The sequence below is a fragment of the Sphingobium cupriresistens genome, assembly GCF_004152865.1.
GTDB lineage: Bacteria > Pseudomonadota > Alphaproteobacteria > Sphingomonadales > Sphingomonadaceae > Sphingobium > Sphingobium cupriresistens.
Genome location: NZ_SEOO01000002.1, coordinates 50,854 through 65,881 on the forward strand (window position 1 = coordinate 50,854; position 15,028 = coordinate 65,881).

Here is a 15,028-nt window from a genome sequence, read left to right on the forward strand (position 1 = left end):
CTATCGCCTTCCGTCCGACGGACTAAGCGCCGCCTTTGTCTGTTCCCGGTCCTTTTCGCGCGACACCGCCGCGGTTGCGGCGCGGCCGCGCGGACCGTTGAAATATTCCTGAATCCAGGGGTGATCGGTCGCCAGCAACTCTTCGATCGTGCCGACGGCGGTCACCTTTTTATCGGCCAGCACCGCCACCCTGTCACAGATCGAATAGAGCGTATCGAGATCATGGGTGATAAGGAAGACAGTCAGGCCCAACGTCTGCTGCAATTTGCGCGTCATCTCATCGAATGCCGCCGCACCGATCGGGTCCAGGCCTGCGGTAGGCTCGTCCAGGAACAGCAGGTCCGGGTCCAGCGCCAGGGCGCGGGCCAGGCCCGCGCGCTTCTTCATGCCCCCCGACAATTCGGCCGGATATTTGGGACCGGCCTCGGTCGGCAGGCCGGTCATGCGGATCTTGTAGGCGGCGATCTCGTCGCGCAGTTGCGGCCCGATATTGGGATAATATTCGCGGATCGGCACCTCGACATTCTCAGCCACCGTCAGGGTGGAAAAGAGCGCGCCGCCCTGAAACAGCACGCCCCAGCGCTTGCGGATCGCCAACGCTTCGTCATCCAGCCGCCCGATCATCGATTCGCCAAAAACGTGAATATCGCCCTCATCGGGCGTTTGCAGGCCAATGATTGCGCGCATCAGCACCGATTTGCCGGTGCCGGACCCGCCGACCACGCCCAATATCTCGCCCTTGCGCACATCCAGGTCCAACCCCTCATGCACCACCTGGTCGCCAAAGCTGTTACGCAATCCACGCACCGAAATGGCGATCTCGGCCGTTTCCACCGCCTGTTCGATCCGCTCTTCCTCGGCTCGCTGGATCTCTTCTTCGCTCATCAGTTCCAGCCCACCCAAGTGAAGAAGACGGCGAAAAAGGCGTCGATCACGATCACCAGGAAGATCGCCTGCACCACGGCCGCAGTGGTGCGCAAACCGACTTCCTCGGCATTGGCCTTCACCTGCATCCCCTGGAAACAGCCCGACAGCGCTATGATGATGCCGAAAACGGGCGCCTTGATCAGGCCGACCCACAGATCGGTGATCGGAACGACCTCCCGCAATCGCTGGACAAAGGTGATGGGCGGAATCTCCAGCGCGATCGCACACAGAAATCCGCCACCGATCACCGCCATGATCGAAGCGTAAAAACCCAGCAACGGCATCATGATGACAACGGCCAGCGTGCGCGGCAGCACCAACGCCTCCATCGGCGACACGCCGATGGTGCGCATCGCGTCGACCTCCTCGGTCAGCTTCATCGTGCCCAATTGCGCGGCGAAGGCCGAACCGGAACGGCCGGCGACCATGATCGCGGTCATCAGCACGCCCAGTTCGCGAAAAGTCAGGCGGCCGACCAGGTTGATCGTCAGCATCTCCATGCCGAACTGGCGCAACTGCACCGACCCCTGCTGGGCGATGACGATACCGATCAGGAAGCTCATCAGGCCGATAATGCCCAGCGCCGATACGCCGACCACTTCGAACCGCTGCACCACCGCATTGATGCGGAACCGATGCGGATGGCGGATAACGCTCCAGCTCGCGATCAGCGTGGCGCCGAAAAAGCCGAGCAGCCCCATCAGGTTCGCGCCGGACGCGATCACCGCTTCGCCGATCTGGCCGACGACGCGACGCAGCGGATGGACATGGTCAGGCCGGATCGGCATCGGCTCGTCCAAATGGCAGACGGCGTCGATCAGGCGTCGCGCATCGTCGCTGGCGCCGGTGACATCACAGCCCAGCCGCTTGGTCGCGCGATGCACGGTCCAGGCGCCGATCGTATCCATATGGTCGACAGCGGACAGATCGATGGCGCCGACCGGCCCCTGCACGGCGTCCAGCCGGTCGGGCAGGTCGCCCAGACAGGCGATCGCCAGCGATCCGGAAAGCCGGACCACATTACTGCCGTCCTGCTGTTCCTCGGCTAATTCGGCGGCTTTGTTCATGCGATGGGATTACTGGTCCATTATCGGTTGCACGGCAAGCCGAAACGGCCCATCCGCAAGCCAGAACGAAGGGCGGACAGAAAAGTTTCGGAAACGGCATGACGACGCACAGGCTGGCCATTTACGACATGGACCGCACGGTGACCTTCAGCGGCACCTATACAGGCTTTCTGATCCATGTGGCGGGGCATATGGCGCCATGGCGACTGGTGCTTTTTCCCTGCGTCATCCTGCTGATGCTGGCCTATGTGGTGAAGCTGATCAGTCGCCAGCGGCTGAAGGAACTGAACCAGGCGCTGATGATCGGCTTCAACGTCGAACGCGCGAAACTGATGCCGCATGTCGAAAGCTATGCCGACCGGGTGATCGCCCGCAACCTGCGTGCAGGGGCCGTGGCGCAGATCGCGCAGGATCGCGCCGACGGCTATAGGCTGGTGCTCGCCACCGCCTCCTACCGCCTTTATGTCGAACCGATCGCGCGGCGGCTGGGCTTCGACGCGGTGATCGCCACCGATCATCTGAGCCAGGATCTGCGCTATGTCCGCGCCAGGATCGCGGGCGAAAATTGCTACGACACCGGCAAGCTGCGGATGATCAAGGCATGGATGGCGTCGCAGGCGATCGACCGCGCGCAGGCGCATATCCGCGCCTATTCGGACCATGTGTCGGACGCGCCAATGCTGGAGTTCGCCGATATCCCCTTCGCCTCCAACCCGCACAAGCCGCTGGCCCGGCTGGCGGCGGATCGCGGATGGACGCGGGTGGACTGGAGCTGATCTGGCGGCCTAGGCCGTCAACCCGTCGATCGCAGCCCAGCCATCCGCACCGATCCCCCGCAACATAGGCCGATGCCCCCGGCGCACGCCGCCCAGCGCCATGACCGGCGCATCGACCTGCCGCGCCAGGGCCGCGAAACGCACACGTCCCAAAATCTTGGCGCCGACATGCGAGCGGGTGGGGAACAGGGGCGAGACGAAACACAGATCGACGCCCGCCCGCCGCGCCGCCGCGGCCTCCCGCCCATCATGGACGGCGCGGCTGCGCAACAGGAGGCGGTCCGCTCGACGCGCGTCCCGCCCATGCGCGCCATCGGCCTGCCACGCCACTGCATCGCGCACCGGCCCGGCCAGCATCAGCACCAGCCGCTGCCGCCGTGCGATCTTCCGCAGCACCTCGAACAGTGCCCTTCTCGCCATTGGCTCGGTCCGATAATGCCGAAACACGATGCCGCCGCGCCCCTTGGGCAAGCGCATGGCCGCCGCCAGCAACGCCGCCGTATCGACCCGCTCATCGGTCATCAGCCAGAGGGTGGGCAGTTTTTTGCGGTGGCGACGATCCATGGCCTTCGCCTATAGCAGCGCACATGACCACAGACAGCCTAATCGAAGCGGCGCAGCGCCTCGCCACCCTGCGCGACAGCATCGACCGCGCCGCCCGCCTGACGCAGCGCACCGCAGACGCCATCAACCTGATCGCGGTGTCCAAGACGCATGACGCCGATGCGATCCGCCCGCTGCTCCATGCCGGGCAGCGCCGCTTCGGCGAAAATCGGGTGCAGGAAGCGCAGGAGAAATGGCCCGCGCTGCGCGAGGAATTTTCCGCCGTCGAACTGCATCTGGTCGGCCAGCTCCAGTCGAACAAGGCCGCCGACGCCGTGGCCCTTTTCGACGTCATCCACAGCCTCGACCGTCCCTCGCTCCTGACCGCGCTGGCCAGGGCGATGGACGCAGCGGACAAGCGCGTTCCCTGTTTCATCCAGGTCAATATCGGCGCGGAGGAGCAGAAGGGCGGCTGCGCTATTGCCGATCTGCCTGCATTGATCGCCGCGGCGCGCGCGGCCGATATCCCTGTTCTGGGCCTGATGTGCGTGCCGCCGGCCGATATCGAGGCGGCGCCCTTCTTCGCGCTCTTGGCGAAGATCGCGCGGGAGGAGGGACTGGAGCGCCTGTCCATGGGCATGTCGGGCGATTATGAAACCGCGATCATGCTGGGCGCGACCGATATCCGCGTCGGCACAGCGCTGTTCGGGGAAAGGCCATCCCCCGCTCGCCCCGTACCGGCGAGCGGGAGAGGGATGCTCAGAAACTCCCGTGCCTAGAAACTTCCGCGCCTAAAAACTCCCGCGCAATGTGATGCCATAGGTGCGCGGTTCGGCCAGATAGGCGGAGATGAGCTGGTTTGCCATCGGCGCGCCTTGGCCGAACTGGCCGGTTGTCGACGTGCCGGGGCTGCTCGACTGGAGCGGGCTGGAGAAGGCGACCTGGGTATAATTCTGGTTAAAGATATTCTGGCCCCAGAATTCCACCGCCCAGCGCTGGTCCGCGCCGCGGATACCGACGCGGGCGTTGACGATGGCATAGCCGTCCTGCCGCTTTTCGGGGAACAGGTCGGACCCGGTATTATAGTCGCTGGTCATGCGGCCATCGACATAGAAGAGCGCGGACAGGCCCGATGCGCCGATGTCCGGGGTCCAGGCCATGCTGGCGGTCGTGACCAGTTGCGGCGCGTTGCTGTTGATCGATCCGGGCAACAGGAACAGCGCGGTGTCGAGCGGGACGCTGCCGTCGCCGCTGCCTACCAGCCGGTTGGCGAATTTGGCGCGGGCATAGGTCGCGCCGCCCGACACGCGGAAGTTGCGCGCGGGGGTGACCGACGCTTCCAGTTCCACGCCCTGGCTGATCAGGCCCGGCCCGACATCGCCGCTGTCGCAGGTGCGGGCCGCCGACAGTGCCCCGTCACAGCCATTGATATTCTGCACGACGAAGCTGGTGCCGTTGAAGGTGTTGAGCTGGAAATTCTTGAACTCCTGCCGGAAGGCGGCGATGTTCACGCTCCATTTGGGCTGCGCGAATTTCAGGCCCACTTCGAACGAATCCACCTTTTCCGCGGCGAAGCGCAGGCTGGCGACGTCGGCATTGGTGCGCGGCGAAAAGACGGCCGGAATGGCGTTCAGGCCCGTCGATCCCAGTTGGAAGCGATCCAGATTATAGCCGCCCGCCTTATAGCCCTTCGAATAGCTGCCATAGAGCAGCAATTCGTCAATCGGCTTCCACGATAGCACCGCCGTCCCGGAAAATTCACCGTCGCTGATCTTGTCGTTGAGGTCGAGCGCGTTGAGACCGGTGGACGCATTGCCCAGGCACCCCAGCGTCAATATGCCGCCCGCCAGCGTCGCCGCGCTGCCCAGCGCCGGGTTGGTGGCGATGCCGGGCAGGCCCGACGCCTGCAACGCCGCGCAGGTCGCATTATTATTGTTGAAATCCGCCGAGAAGCGCTTGCTTTCATGGGTGTAGCGCAGGCCCAGGGTCAGATCGAGCCGATTGGTGATGTGGACGATATTATGGGTGAAGAGCGCCCAATTCTCGCTCTTCTGGCGATAGAGCGACGCGACGTCGCCAGTGCCGGACGGGATCGCCGACAGGGCGCGCAGGCCGTTGCCAAGCCCGGTCGAAATCGCCCCGGCCTGCGCCGCCGCGATCGGCGCGGGCACGCCGCGCGCGATCAATGCCGCGGTCAGCCCGGCGTTCAGGTTCGCCTGCGTGCCATTGATGAGCGGCTGGGTGGCCAGGCCGCTGCCGCAGGCTGCGAGTTGCGGGGCGGTGAAATTGCTGTTCACGCTCGCCCCCGCCATCAGGCGGCAGGCGGCAAACCGGCCATAATCCGCGCCGAAGCGGATATTGTCCTGCAAGGTGAGCCGCTCATTGGCGTAATAGCCGCCGACCAGCCAGTCGAGCTTGTCGGCGAAGGCCGAACCCTGCAACCGCAATTCCTGCGTGAAGGTCTTGAACTGGCGATAGGTGTTGGGATCGCGGTAGAGCAGGTCGGCGCGGTTATAGTCGTAATCGCCATAGTCGCGGGATTTATAATCGCGATAGGCGGTGATGCTGGTCAGCTTCGCGCCGCCGAAATCATAATTGATCTCGCCCGACACGCCCCAATCCTTGAGCTTGCTGACATAGTCGCGGCCCGGCGTGGTGACGAGTTCGCGATCATAGGGATCGGCCGGAATGACGCTGCCCTGACCCGCCAGGATCGCCGCGATGCGGTTGAATGGCGCGTCGGTATAGCCGCCGCCGGCCGCCGGTCGCCGCTCGCGCGATTCGATATAGGCCGCGCCGCAGCAGCTTTCGTCGCGATTGGTATAATCGCCGATCAGCCGGATGGAGAGCGCGTCATTGGGTTCGATCAGCGCCTGGCCACGCACGAAATAACGGTCGCGGTCGTTGGTGTCGCCGACTGTCGCGCCCGCGCCGTCGACCAGCTTGTAGAACCCGTCGCGCTTGGACCAGACGCCGTCCAGGCTGAGCGCGATACCCTCGGCGATCGGCCCGGTGACGCGGCCCGACAGCCGCCAATAATCATAATTGCCATAGGTGATCTCACCCTTGGCGTGGAAAGTGTTTTCCGGCGCCTTGCTGATGATGTTGATCAGGCCCGCCGACGCATTGCGGCCAAACAGCGTGCCCTGTGGCCCGCGCAGCACCTCGACCCGCTCGATCTCGCCCAGTTCGTTGAGGCCCGACCCGGTGCGCGAACGATAAACGCCATCGATGAACACCGCGACCGAGCTTTCCAGCCCCGGATTGTCGCCGACCGTGCCGATGCCGCGAATGCGGGCGGAGGCATTGGCTTCGGAGCCGGTGGAGGAGACGAGCAGCGACGGGGCCAGCTGGTTCAGCGTGCGGATGTCGCTCGCGCCGCTATTCTGCATGGCGGCCGCGCCCACGGCCGATACCGCGATCGGTACGTCGGACAGGGGGCTGGCGCGGCGGGTGGCGGTGACGATGATGTTGGCGCCCAAATCGTCGGCGACCGGCTGCGGCGCGGCCCCGTCCTGCATTGCATCCTGCGCCTGCGCAGCGGACGCGCCTGCGACCGCACTCATGGCCAGCGCGACGATGGCGGCAGATGCCCAGAGACTCTTGTCTGTCATGATTGGCTAATCCTCTCCTGGTCCGCGCGACTTTTCGCCGCGTCGGAACTGTGGGTGATTATGCGGACACAGCAGGGCGAAGGCAATAGAGCCAAGCTTTTCTGCGCCTTTTGGCGCAGCTGACGGCCGAATGATCCAGCTCTGTTGCCTATCGGCAACGGCTTAATATCTGCTTTCCGTAACGTCGCCTTACGATAAGGGAAAGCGCAATAAGCGGTCCGCGACCGGCACCAATGCGGCCGCTCCAGCCCCCACCGCGCGGCGAATCTCGCCATGCCCCGCATCCAGCCCCCCCGTCAGCGCACCCAGCGCAGGCAGAATCAGCTTGGTCGCCGACCCCACGAAGCACCGCCGCGACACATGCCGACCGCGCAGCGACAGGCGCAGCTTGGGGTGGAAATGGCCGGATATTTCGGGGCGCGGATCGTCCGCCTCCGCCTCATGCCGCAACCATATCCCCTCGACCTGCGCTTCCGCTACCCGACGTCCCCCCGGCATGTCCGCGACACCGACGTCATGATTGCCGGTAATCCAGGTCCAGTCCAGCCTTTCCGTAAGGGAAAATAGTCTTTTTCGGGCCGAGGGATCGAGCCGCGCCGCACCATGGGCATCATGGAAACTGTCGCCCAGCGACAAGACCGCCTGCGCGCCCGTGCGTTCCACCAGCGCCTCGATCACGTCCAGCGTCGCTTCACTGTCATGGGGCGGCAGGAACTGGCCGAAGCGCGCATACCAGCTCGCCTTCTCGAAATGCAGGTCGGCGACCAGCAGCGCCCGCTGCGCCGGCCAGTAGAGCGCGGCTTCGGGCAGCGCCATGAAAGCGTGACCTGCGAACGAAAGGGGAACCATCGCCCGCCTATGCGCCTCTACGCCCCGGCTTTCAAGGGGGCGCGCAAACGCCTATAGGCGCTGGCCATGTCCGCTAGTCCCCCCGCTTACACCCTCGCCGCCCTCTATTGCTTCGCCCGCTTTCCCGATCCGCAGGCGCTGGCCGCAGACCTGCGCGCGCGCTGCGCCGATCTGGGCACGTGCGGCACGCTGATCCTGGCCGGGGAGGGGATCAACGGCACGGTCGCGGGCGATGCGGGCGCTATCACGGCTTTGATCGGGCATATCCGCGCCCTGCCTGGCTGCGCCGACGCCGACGTCAAATATTCCTGGGCCGATCTCGCGCCCTTCGCCCGGATGAAGGTGAAGGTGAAGGCGGAGATCGTGACGCTGGGCGTGGGCGATCTCGACCCGGCGACGCAGGCCGGCACCCATCTCGACCCGGCCGACTGGAACGCGCTGATCGCCGATCCCGACACGGTCGTCATCGACACCCGCAACGCCTATGAAGTGGCGGTCGGCACCTTCCAAGGCGCTATCGACCCGGAAACCCGGTCCTTCCGCGAATTTCCCGACTGGTTCGACGCCTTCGCCGCAGACCTGAAGGCGCAGGGTCGCAGCCCCAAGATTGCGATGTTCTGCACCGGCGGCATACGCTGCGAAAAATCCACCGCGCTGGTCAAGGCGCGCGGCTTTGCCGACGTCTATCACCTCAAGGGCGGCATCTTGCGCTATCTGGAGGAGATGCCCGAAGCCGACAGCCGCTGGCAGGGCGATTGCTATGTCTTCGACGAGCGGGTCGCGGTCGGCCATGGCCTCCAACCCGGCGACTATGTCACCTGCCGCGATTGCGGCCTGCCCCATCTGCGCGATGCGGCGCATGACTGTCCGGGCGACGAGTCCGGTGTTTGGCCGCACCGGGGTTAAGCGGACGTCTCCACCAGTTCCGCTATCTCGAAATCATAGCGTTTCCATCCCCGCATCTTCGCCCCTTCCGCTGCGGCGGCGCGCTTCTTCTTCGCCTCCGCCAGCGAGCGGACATGGCCCCAGAAGACCTCGGTCCTGCCATTGTCCAGCACCGCGACGATCCGCCAATAATGGGTGAAGGGATCGGCGGTAGGTCCGATCGTCTTGACATAGCCGTCCGCCATGGTGGCGGTCAGGTAACGCTTCCTGCGGGCCATGCGTCAGCCCCGATAGCGATGCAGGCCCGCGCCATGCGCACGCAGCCATGCCCGCGCCGGGCGCGGGTCCGCGCCATAGATCCGCTTATGCGCCGCATGAAAGGCGGGGCTGTGATCCATGTGCAGCAGATGCGCCAGTTCATGCGCCACGGTCGCCCTGCGCACCTCGGGCGGGGCCAGGATCAGCCGCCAGCTATAGCGGATGGCCCCGGACGAGGCGCAACTGCCCCAGCGGCTGCGGGTATCGCCCACGCCGACCGATGCAACGATCAGCCCATGCTCGCGCGCGATTTCGTGGCTTTCGGTCTCCAGCACCGCCCTGGCGCGGCTGACGAGCCAGCGCTGCACTCGCGCGCCCACTGATTCCGCCGCGCCGCCCAGCAGCAGCCGGTCGCCCTCCAGTCGGATCGTGCGGGTCGCGCCCGCGACCCAGTGGATCGTCACCTCGCGCCCCTCCAGCGGGAAGACCGTACCATGGTCGAGCCGCGTGACAGCGGGCTGCCTGGCCATCTGGGCGCGCACCCAGCCTTCATGATCCTGCGCCCAGCCGAGCGCCTTTTTCAGGTTCGCCCGCGCCGGCAGCGACAGGCGCAACGCCCCGCGCGTGCTGTCGATCGTCAGCCGGTAGGCCCGCGCCCGCGCCGATCGGCGCACCAGCACCGGCATGGCCACGCCATCGATCAGGATCGCCGCATCGGGATCAGAGTTCGCGGTCGACAAGATGATTTTCCCAATCGCCCGCATCGGCCTCCGCGATCGTCCAGCCGCGCACCGATTCCTGCGCCCGATGCACCGCTTCCCGGTCGCCGCAGATCAGATAATGCCAGTCAGGCAGCGGCAGTCCCTCTTCACGCAGCCGGTAGGCGCATGTTCTGGGCAGCCAGCCGATCTGCCTGACCTTGGCCGGGGTCAGCCGCACGCAATCCGGGACGAACGTTCGCCGGTCCTTGTAATTGCTGCATTGCCCGCTCTGCCGGTCGAGCAGGCGACAGGCGACATTGGTCGGATAGATCCGCCCCGTCTCCTCATCCTCGGCCTTGTGCAGGCAGCATTTGCCGCAACCATCGCACAGGGCTTCCCACTCGGCCTTGTCGAGCTTGTTAAGCGGTTTTTCCCAGAAGTGCGTCACTTGACCCATTTTTCCAGGAAGGCGACCACTTTGTCCGGCGCGCCTTCATTCACGTCCGCCGTGGCGGGATCGTCCACCGGCACCAGCGCAACCGGCTTGCCCTCGCCGTCGAACAGATAGGGGGTGCGGCTGTGGCTGACCATATAGTCGCTCGCGCCCCCGGCCTTTCCAGACCCTTCCTCGGGATTATAGATCACCACGAAATCCTTGGCGACCTTGGCGATCTGATCCTTCGTGCCGGTGAGGCCGATCAGGCGCGGATGGAAGGCCGCGACATAGGTTTTGAGCACGGCGGGCGTATCGCGTTGCGGATCGACGCTGATGAGCATCGGCTGGACCCTGGCGGCCAGGGCCGGCCTGTCCTTCTCGAATTGCGCGAACCCTTGCATGATCCGTTGCAGATCGACCGGGCAGACGTCCGGGCAATAGGTATAGCCGAAATAGACCAGCCGATACTGGCCCTTATAATCGTCCCAATGGGTCGGCTTGCCGTCCTGGTTGATCAGGGTGAAGGGCGCGCCGATCCGCGCGCCGATCAATTCGCCCTGTTCGCTGTCGCCGCTTGATGCATTCCCGCCAGCACCCATATTGCAGGCAGCCAGCAAGGCGAGGAAGGGCAGGGCGATGGAAGGCAGGATGGATGGGGCGACGTCTTTGTTCATGGCATGGCCAGCCATGCCCTGCTAGGACGCGATTTGCAAATGCAACGGGGCGCATGATGAAGACGAAGCTTTTTTCCGCATTGCTGGGTTCGCTGGCGCTGGCGCTGCTGGTTCCCGGTCCCGCCCAGGCGCAATTTTCGGACAATTACAATTTTCTGAAGGCGGTGAAGGACAAGGATGGGGAGAAGGTCACCAACCTGCTCCAGAAACCCGGCTCCACCGTCATCAACAGCCGCGACGTATCGACCGGCGAAAATGCGCTGCACATCCTCGTCGCCCGGCGCGATGGAACCTGGCTGACCTTCCTGTTGTCGAAGGGCGCCAATCCCAACCTGACCGACAATGACGGCAACAGCCCGCTGATGGATGCGGTGCAGGGCCGGTTCGAGGAAGGCGTGCGCACGCTGCTCGCCTACAAGGCGCAGGTCGACAAGGTGAATGACAGCGGCGAAACCCCGCTGATCCGCGCGGTGCAGCTGCGCGACGTCGGTCTGGTCCGCCTGCTGGTGGCGCAGGGCGCCAATCCGGAGAAGCGCGACACCATCGCCGGCATGTCCGCCCGCGACTATGCCAAGCGCGACGGCCGTACCCCCGGCCTTACCGAAGCGCTCGACGCCGCCAAGCCCGCCGCGGCGCCCAAGGGGCCGGTGCAGGGTCCGGTGTTTTGAGGAAGTGGGGATAAGGCGGGTTTGGGCGGGAAGCGGACATAGGAAATCCGTTCAGGCTGAGCGAAGTCGAAGCCCTCTGCCGAGCGGAGCGAGGCCAAATGCTTCGCCTTCGCTCAGGGCGAACGGATTGCAAGGGTCGGCCAAGGTCCGCTTCTGGTCGCCTATGGCCGTCCCCCTACCAGCCCAGTTCCGTAACATGGTCCGGGTCGCTGAGCGCCGTCAACCGCCGGGCGGCGCGGCGGGCGAAGCGCAGCGTCTCCGCCTTGCGCCGGGCGGCGGCCAGCGGCTCCACCGGGGCCGGGCGCACCAGTTCGGCGTCATATTGATCGGCGACGATCAGGCCGGTGCGCGTCGGCCACAGCGCCTCGCTCTCGAACGGGGCAAGGTCGAACCCGGCCGGCACCGCCCAGAAGAAGCGGTCGCAATAGTCGAAATAGTCGGGCCATTTCATGTCGCCCAACAGGTCCGCCCGGCTGCACTTGATCTCTACGATGGTCAGCCGCCCCGCGCCGTCGATCGCCATGATGTCGGCGCGGCGTCCATTGGGCAGCGGCACTTCCAATATGCCGCTCATGTCGTGGCGGAAGAAGAGTCGCAGCGTGCCGCGCGCCACCGCCAGGGCGGTGCCGTCGGTTAGCGGCGAACAGGCGTCTATCGGGGCGCTACTCATCGCGCCACCATAGAACAGGACAGGAACATATGAAAAGGCCGATTCGGACGAACCGAACCGGCCTTGAAAATTTCGCCATCGCGAACCGGCGCGTTCCCACGCCCGATCGTCGCCGCCATATCCTCAACGATAGAAGATATGATTGTCGATCATCGCCAGCTTGGCCTTGCCCCAGCCCGGCGATACGCGGCGGGCGTGGAAGAAGAGCGCGCCTTCCGCGCGGCTGACCCAGCTGTCGTTCATCGCGATCTGGGCGATGGCGACGGCTTCGCGCCAGCTACGGCTGTCGGCGCGCACGGCCGGCATCGAATGGCCCCGCACGAAGCTGAACTGGCTGGGCTGATAGACGACGCCGCACAGGCTGTCGGCGAAGCGGCCGGACTTGGCCCGGTTGATGATCACGCGCGCGACGGCCAGCTGACCTTCCAGGCTTTCGCCCTTGGATTCGAAATAGACCGCGCCGGCCAGGCAATGCATGTCGCCGTCCAGCTCCTCAGGCGCGCCTTGGGCGTCGACCAGAGCAGCGAGGCTGGTCGCCTGCGCGTCGGAATCGGTAGAAAATTCGGGGTCGGCCTTGTCGGCCGATGCCAGCGGCTGCGTAATTTCACGCGGCGCGGCGAAAATGACGGCGGATTGCGCGCCAGTCGGGGACGTTTGCGGAAACGTCTGGGGGAGAGAGGTGGTCGTGGCGATCGATTCGCCCGCGATCGACATATCGGACGCCGTGACCGCAGCAGCGGCGGACAGGGCGAAGGCTGCGGCGATGGCAGCTTTCAGACGAAAACTCATTATCACTCAAAAACATGCGGTTATTGGCCGGAAACGTCGTTTCAACCGATATTCTTATGACGTTCGGCCGCCCCCCGTCTGCGTGTTTACCGGCCCCGCCCCCCAATGGGCGAATTCGGCAACCTGCGCGTTGGCGTGGGCGGCCTCTGCCCAAACCATTGCGATGAGTCAACGATCAGCCGAGTGTTTCCACGGCAAACCGTTCCGCTTCCGGGATGTCGAGTTCGATTATCCACAGGTCGGGGTCCGACTTGCGCCGGCGCGCTACATATTGAGCGAGCGCCTCTGGCCCCTCTTCGATCGAAGGACCACAACGCATTAACGCATAACCCCCGGCAAAGTTCGACACCCTTTCGAAAAGACCCGTTTCCCGCCCTTTTTCAAGCGTCTGGACCAGAATCACACCGCTGATCACGTCGCCCTTGACCAGGATCGTGGCGAAACCGCCGGCGGCCGCGACCCGCCGCCGCAGCGCGCCCACCAGCATCGCGCTGGTCAGCCGGGCGTCAGCGGCCATAGCCCGGCAGCGAAGAGAGCGAAAATTGCGATCGCATGAAGGTGCCGGTGCCACGCCCGACCTCTTCGCCGTCGGAATCGATCAGGCTTGCTTCGGCGACATAGACCCGTCGCTTGCCGCTGATCCAGCGACCCTCGGCGCGAATCCGGCCCGGCGCGATCGGACGGGTGAAGAGCAGGTTGAAGGCGGTGGTCAGCAGGAAACGGTCGCTGACGAGGCTGTTGGCGGCGTAGAAGGCCGCATCGTCCAGCATCTTGAAATAGACGGTGCCATGCACCGCTCCCGCAGCATGAAACTGGCTTTCATCGACGTCGAAGTCGATCACCGACCGGCCCGGCTCGCTGATCGTCAGGTCCGACCGGAACAGCCGGTTGATCGGCGCGGAACGGTAGAGATTCTCCAACGCGCGAAAATGCGCGGTTTCGCCGCTCGCGCCGGCGCCGGGCGTCGTCTCAGGCAGCGTCACGCGCCTCGCCGCCCGCCAGCAGCGCGTGGAGCGCGCCGGTCGACTGTGCGCCGCGCAGCCGGGTCACCTGACCCTCATCGCGCAGATAGCGCGACACGCGCGCCAGCGTCTTCAGATGTTCTGCGCCGCTATCGACCGGCGACAGCAGGGCGAAGACGACATCCACCGGCGCTTCGTCCACCGCGTCGAACGGCACCGCCGGGTCGAGCAGCACGACCACGCCGCACATTTTGGACAGGCCTGCGATCTTGGCATGGGGGATGGCGACGCCGCCGCCAAAGCCCGTGGACCCCAGCCGTTCGCGCTCGAACAGGGCGTCACCCACCTCGTCCGCGTCCAGATCATAGGCGCAGGCGGCAAGCCCCGCGATCTTCTGAAATAATTGCTTCTTGCCGTTCGCCGACAGGCCCGTGGCGAGCGCGTCGGCCGAAACGATGTCGTTGAAGTGAACCATGGTCAATCCGAAACGGCCGAGCCGCGCGGCACAGTCTTCGCGCTTTCCTCGGACAATGAAAGCCCGGCCCCATAAGCCGCCCGCACCATCAGGTCAACAGGCGGCCGGGGCCGGGCGCAGGATCAACCGCGTGGTTCGACCCAACCTATGGTGCCGTCATGCCGACGATAGACCATATTATAGGCCGATGTGCCGGCGTTGAGAAACAGCAGCGCATTGGTGTTGCGCAGGTCCAGCATCATCACCGCGTCCGACACGCTCGCTTCGGGGATGTCGACGCGGGTTTCCGCCACGATCAGCGGCGCATCGGCGGCGTCTTCCTCATCCTCCATAGTGCTCGCGAAGATGGTGTAGCCAGCGCCATCGATGTCATCGACGCTATAGCCGTTGGTCCGCTGCGCTTCTGCGGCGGCGGCCTGGCTGCTGCGGTCCTTGAGGCGGCGCATGTAGCGGCGCAGCTGTTTCTCGATACGCTCGCACGCCTGATCGAAGGATGGATGCGCCTCCTGCGCTTCGCCGGCGCCTTTCAGGATCAGGCCGGTCATGACATGGCACACGATGTCGCAGTGGAACGCGCCATGGGGCGCCTTGCGAAAAGTGACATGGGCCGAAATCGTGCGGGAGAAATATTTCTCGGCCATCGCCTCCAAACGGTCGGTGACATGGCTTTTGAGCGCCTCACCCGTTTCGACCTGATGCCCGGAAATGCGAATGTCCATATGCCTTCTCCTTGT

19 protein-coding genes are annotated in these 15,028 nt (G+C 65.0%); 4 read left to right on the forward strand and 15 right to left on the reverse strand.

Features of this window, described 5'->3' with window-relative positions; translation table 11 throughout:
* Together EWH12_RS01515 and EWH12_RS01520 are read right to left on the reverse strand one after the other, a co-directional pair.
* Positions 1 to 885: an ABC transporter ATP-binding protein gene (locus tag EWH12_RS01515; protein WP_129925478.1), complete on the reverse strand. Its 885-nt coding sequence runs from the start codon at positions 883 to 885 to the stop codon at positions 1 to 3.
* Positions 885 to 1,994, reverse strand: a complete 1,110-nt coding sequence (locus tag EWH12_RS01520; RefSeq protein ID WP_066607252.1) for an ABC transporter permease — start codon at positions 1,992 to 1,994, stop codon at positions 885 to 887. The genes EWH12_RS01515 and EWH12_RS01520 overlap by 1 nt, the downstream gene beginning before the upstream one ends.
* A gap of 98 nt (positions 1,995 to 2,092) precedes the next feature.
* Here EWH12_RS01520 and EWH12_RS01525 point away from each other — a divergent pair, with 98 nt between their 5' ends.
* Positions 2,093 to 2,770, forward strand: a complete 678-nt coding sequence (locus EWH12_RS01525) for an HAD family hydrolase (RefSeq protein WP_277986009.1) — start codon at positions 2,093 to 2,095, stop codon at positions 2,768 to 2,770.
* 9 nt (positions 2,771 to 2,779) lie between these two features.
* Here EWH12_RS01525 and EWH12_RS01530 read toward each other — a convergent pair whose 3' ends face one another.
* Positions 2,780 to 3,334 (reverse strand): thiamine phosphate synthase, encoded by a 555-nt coding sequence (locus EWH12_RS01530; RefSeq protein WP_129925479.1) that lies wholly within the window; start codon positions 3,332 to 3,334, stop codon positions 2,780 to 2,782.
* Between the two features lie 23 nt (positions 3,335 to 3,357).
* Between EWH12_RS01530 and EWH12_RS01535 the strand changes: the two genes are divergently transcribed.
* Entirely contained in the window at positions 3,358 to 4,092 is a 735-nt protein-coding gene (locus EWH12_RS01535) for a YggS family pyridoxal phosphate-dependent enzyme (protein ID WP_129925480.1), read from the forward strand.
* 12 nt (positions 4,093 to 4,104) lie between these two features.
* On the opposite strand, the gene EWH12_RS01540 is transcribed toward EWH12_RS01535, so the two are convergent.
* A complete protein-coding gene (locus tag EWH12_RS01540; protein ID WP_129925481.1) occupies positions 4,105 to 6,927 on the reverse strand; it encodes a TonB-dependent receptor in 2,823 nt (940 codons plus the stop codon).
* Positions 6,928 to 7,116: 189 nt separating this feature from the next.
* Positions 7,117 to 7,776 carry a ligase-associated DNA damage response endonuclease PdeM gene (pdeM, locus tag EWH12_RS01545; RefSeq protein WP_129925482.1) on the reverse strand — a complete coding sequence of 220 codons (660 nt, stop codon included), beginning with the start codon at positions 7,774 to 7,776 and terminating at the stop codon, positions 7,117 to 7,119.
* A gap of 66 nt (positions 7,777 to 7,842) precedes the next feature.
* Between pdeM and trhO the strand changes: the two genes are divergently transcribed.
* Positions 7,843 to 8,682 carry an oxygen-dependent tRNA uridine(34) hydroxylase TrhO gene (trhO, locus tag EWH12_RS01550; protein ID WP_129925483.1) on the forward strand — a complete coding sequence of 280 codons (840 nt, stop codon included), beginning with the start codon at positions 7,843 to 7,845 and terminating at the stop codon, positions 8,680 to 8,682.
* Here trhO and EWH12_RS01555 read toward each other — a convergent pair.
* Genes EWH12_RS01555 through EWH12_RS01570 form a run of 4 tightly spaced genes read right to left on the reverse strand, consistent with a single transcriptional unit; the run spans position 8,679 to position 10,745 of the window.
* Complete coding sequence (locus tag EWH12_RS01555) at positions 8,679 to 8,939, reverse strand: hypothetical protein (protein WP_129925484.1); 261 nt, start codon at positions 8,937 to 8,939, stop codon at positions 8,679 to 8,681. The two genes, trhO and EWH12_RS01555, sit on opposite strands and share 4 nt — an antisense overlap.
* A gap of 3 nt (positions 8,940 to 8,942) precedes the next feature.
* Positions 8,943 to 9,683, reverse strand: coding sequence for a M48 family metallopeptidase (locus tag EWH12_RS01560; protein WP_207212343.1), 741 nt, complete (start codon positions 9,681 to 9,683; stop codon positions 8,943 to 8,945).
* Complete coding sequence (locus tag EWH12_RS01565) at positions 9,640 to 10,077, reverse strand: YcgN family cysteine cluster protein (RefSeq protein ID WP_129925486.1); 438 nt, start codon at positions 10,075 to 10,077, stop codon at positions 9,640 to 9,642. Before EWH12_RS01565 ends, EWH12_RS01560 begins: the two co-directional genes overlap by 44 nt.
* Complete coding sequence (locus tag EWH12_RS01570; protein ID WP_129925487.1) at positions 10,065 to 10,745, reverse strand: SCO family protein; 681 nt, start codon at positions 10,743 to 10,745, stop codon at positions 10,065 to 10,067. Before EWH12_RS01570 ends, EWH12_RS01565 begins: the two co-directional genes overlap by 13 nt.
* 38 nt (positions 10,746 to 10,783) lie before the next feature.
* Between EWH12_RS01570 and EWH12_RS01575 the strand changes: the two genes are divergently transcribed.
* Positions 10,784 to 11,398, forward strand: coding sequence for an ankyrin repeat domain-containing protein (locus tag EWH12_RS01575; RefSeq protein ID WP_390902371.1), 615 nt, complete (start codon positions 10,784 to 10,786; stop codon positions 11,396 to 11,398).
* Between the two features lie 175 nt (positions 11,399 to 11,573).
* Here the strand turns inward: EWH12_RS01575 and EWH12_RS01580 are convergent, their stop codons facing one another.
* The 6 genes from EWH12_RS01580 to hpf all read right to left on the reverse strand — a co-directional run bounded on the left by EWH12_RS01580 (position 11,574) and on the right by hpf (position 15,013).
* Complete coding sequence (locus tag EWH12_RS01580; RefSeq protein ID WP_066607233.1) at positions 11,574 to 12,068, reverse strand: MmcB family DNA repair protein; 495 nt, start codon at positions 12,066 to 12,068, stop codon at positions 11,574 to 11,576.
* A gap of 123 nt (positions 12,069 to 12,191) precedes the next feature.
* Positions 12,192 to 12,857, reverse strand: coding sequence for a cell wall hydrolase (locus tag EWH12_RS01585; RefSeq protein WP_129925488.1), 666 nt, complete (start codon positions 12,855 to 12,857; stop codon positions 12,192 to 12,194).
* A 175-nt stretch (positions 12,858 to 13,032) separates the two neighbouring features.
* Positions 13,033 to 13,374, reverse strand: coding sequence for a DUF1491 family protein (locus EWH12_RS01590; protein WP_066607229.1), 342 nt, complete (start codon positions 13,372 to 13,374; stop codon positions 13,033 to 13,035).
* Positions 13,364 to 13,840: a PaaI family thioesterase gene (locus EWH12_RS01595; RefSeq protein WP_066607228.1), complete on the reverse strand. Its 477-nt coding sequence runs from the start codon at positions 13,838 to 13,840 to the stop codon at positions 13,364 to 13,366. The genes EWH12_RS01590 and EWH12_RS01595 overlap by 11 nt, the downstream gene beginning before the upstream one ends.
* The gene (locus tag EWH12_RS01600) at positions 13,827 to 14,294 is read right to left on the reverse strand and encodes a PTS sugar transporter subunit IIA (RefSeq protein ID WP_066607226.1); all 468 of its coding nucleotides are present in this window, start codon (positions 14,292 to 14,294) and stop codon (positions 13,827 to 13,829) included. Before EWH12_RS01600 ends, EWH12_RS01595 begins: the two co-directional genes overlap by 14 nt.
* Before the next feature lie 122 nt (positions 14,295 to 14,416).
* On the reverse strand, positions 14,417 to 15,013 hold the full coding sequence (gene hpf, locus EWH12_RS01605; protein WP_066607224.1) for a ribosome hibernation-promoting factor, HPF/YfiA family: 597 nt from the start codon (positions 15,011 to 15,013) through the stop codon (positions 14,417 to 14,419).
* Positions 15,014 to 15,028: the final 15 nt, after the last annotated feature.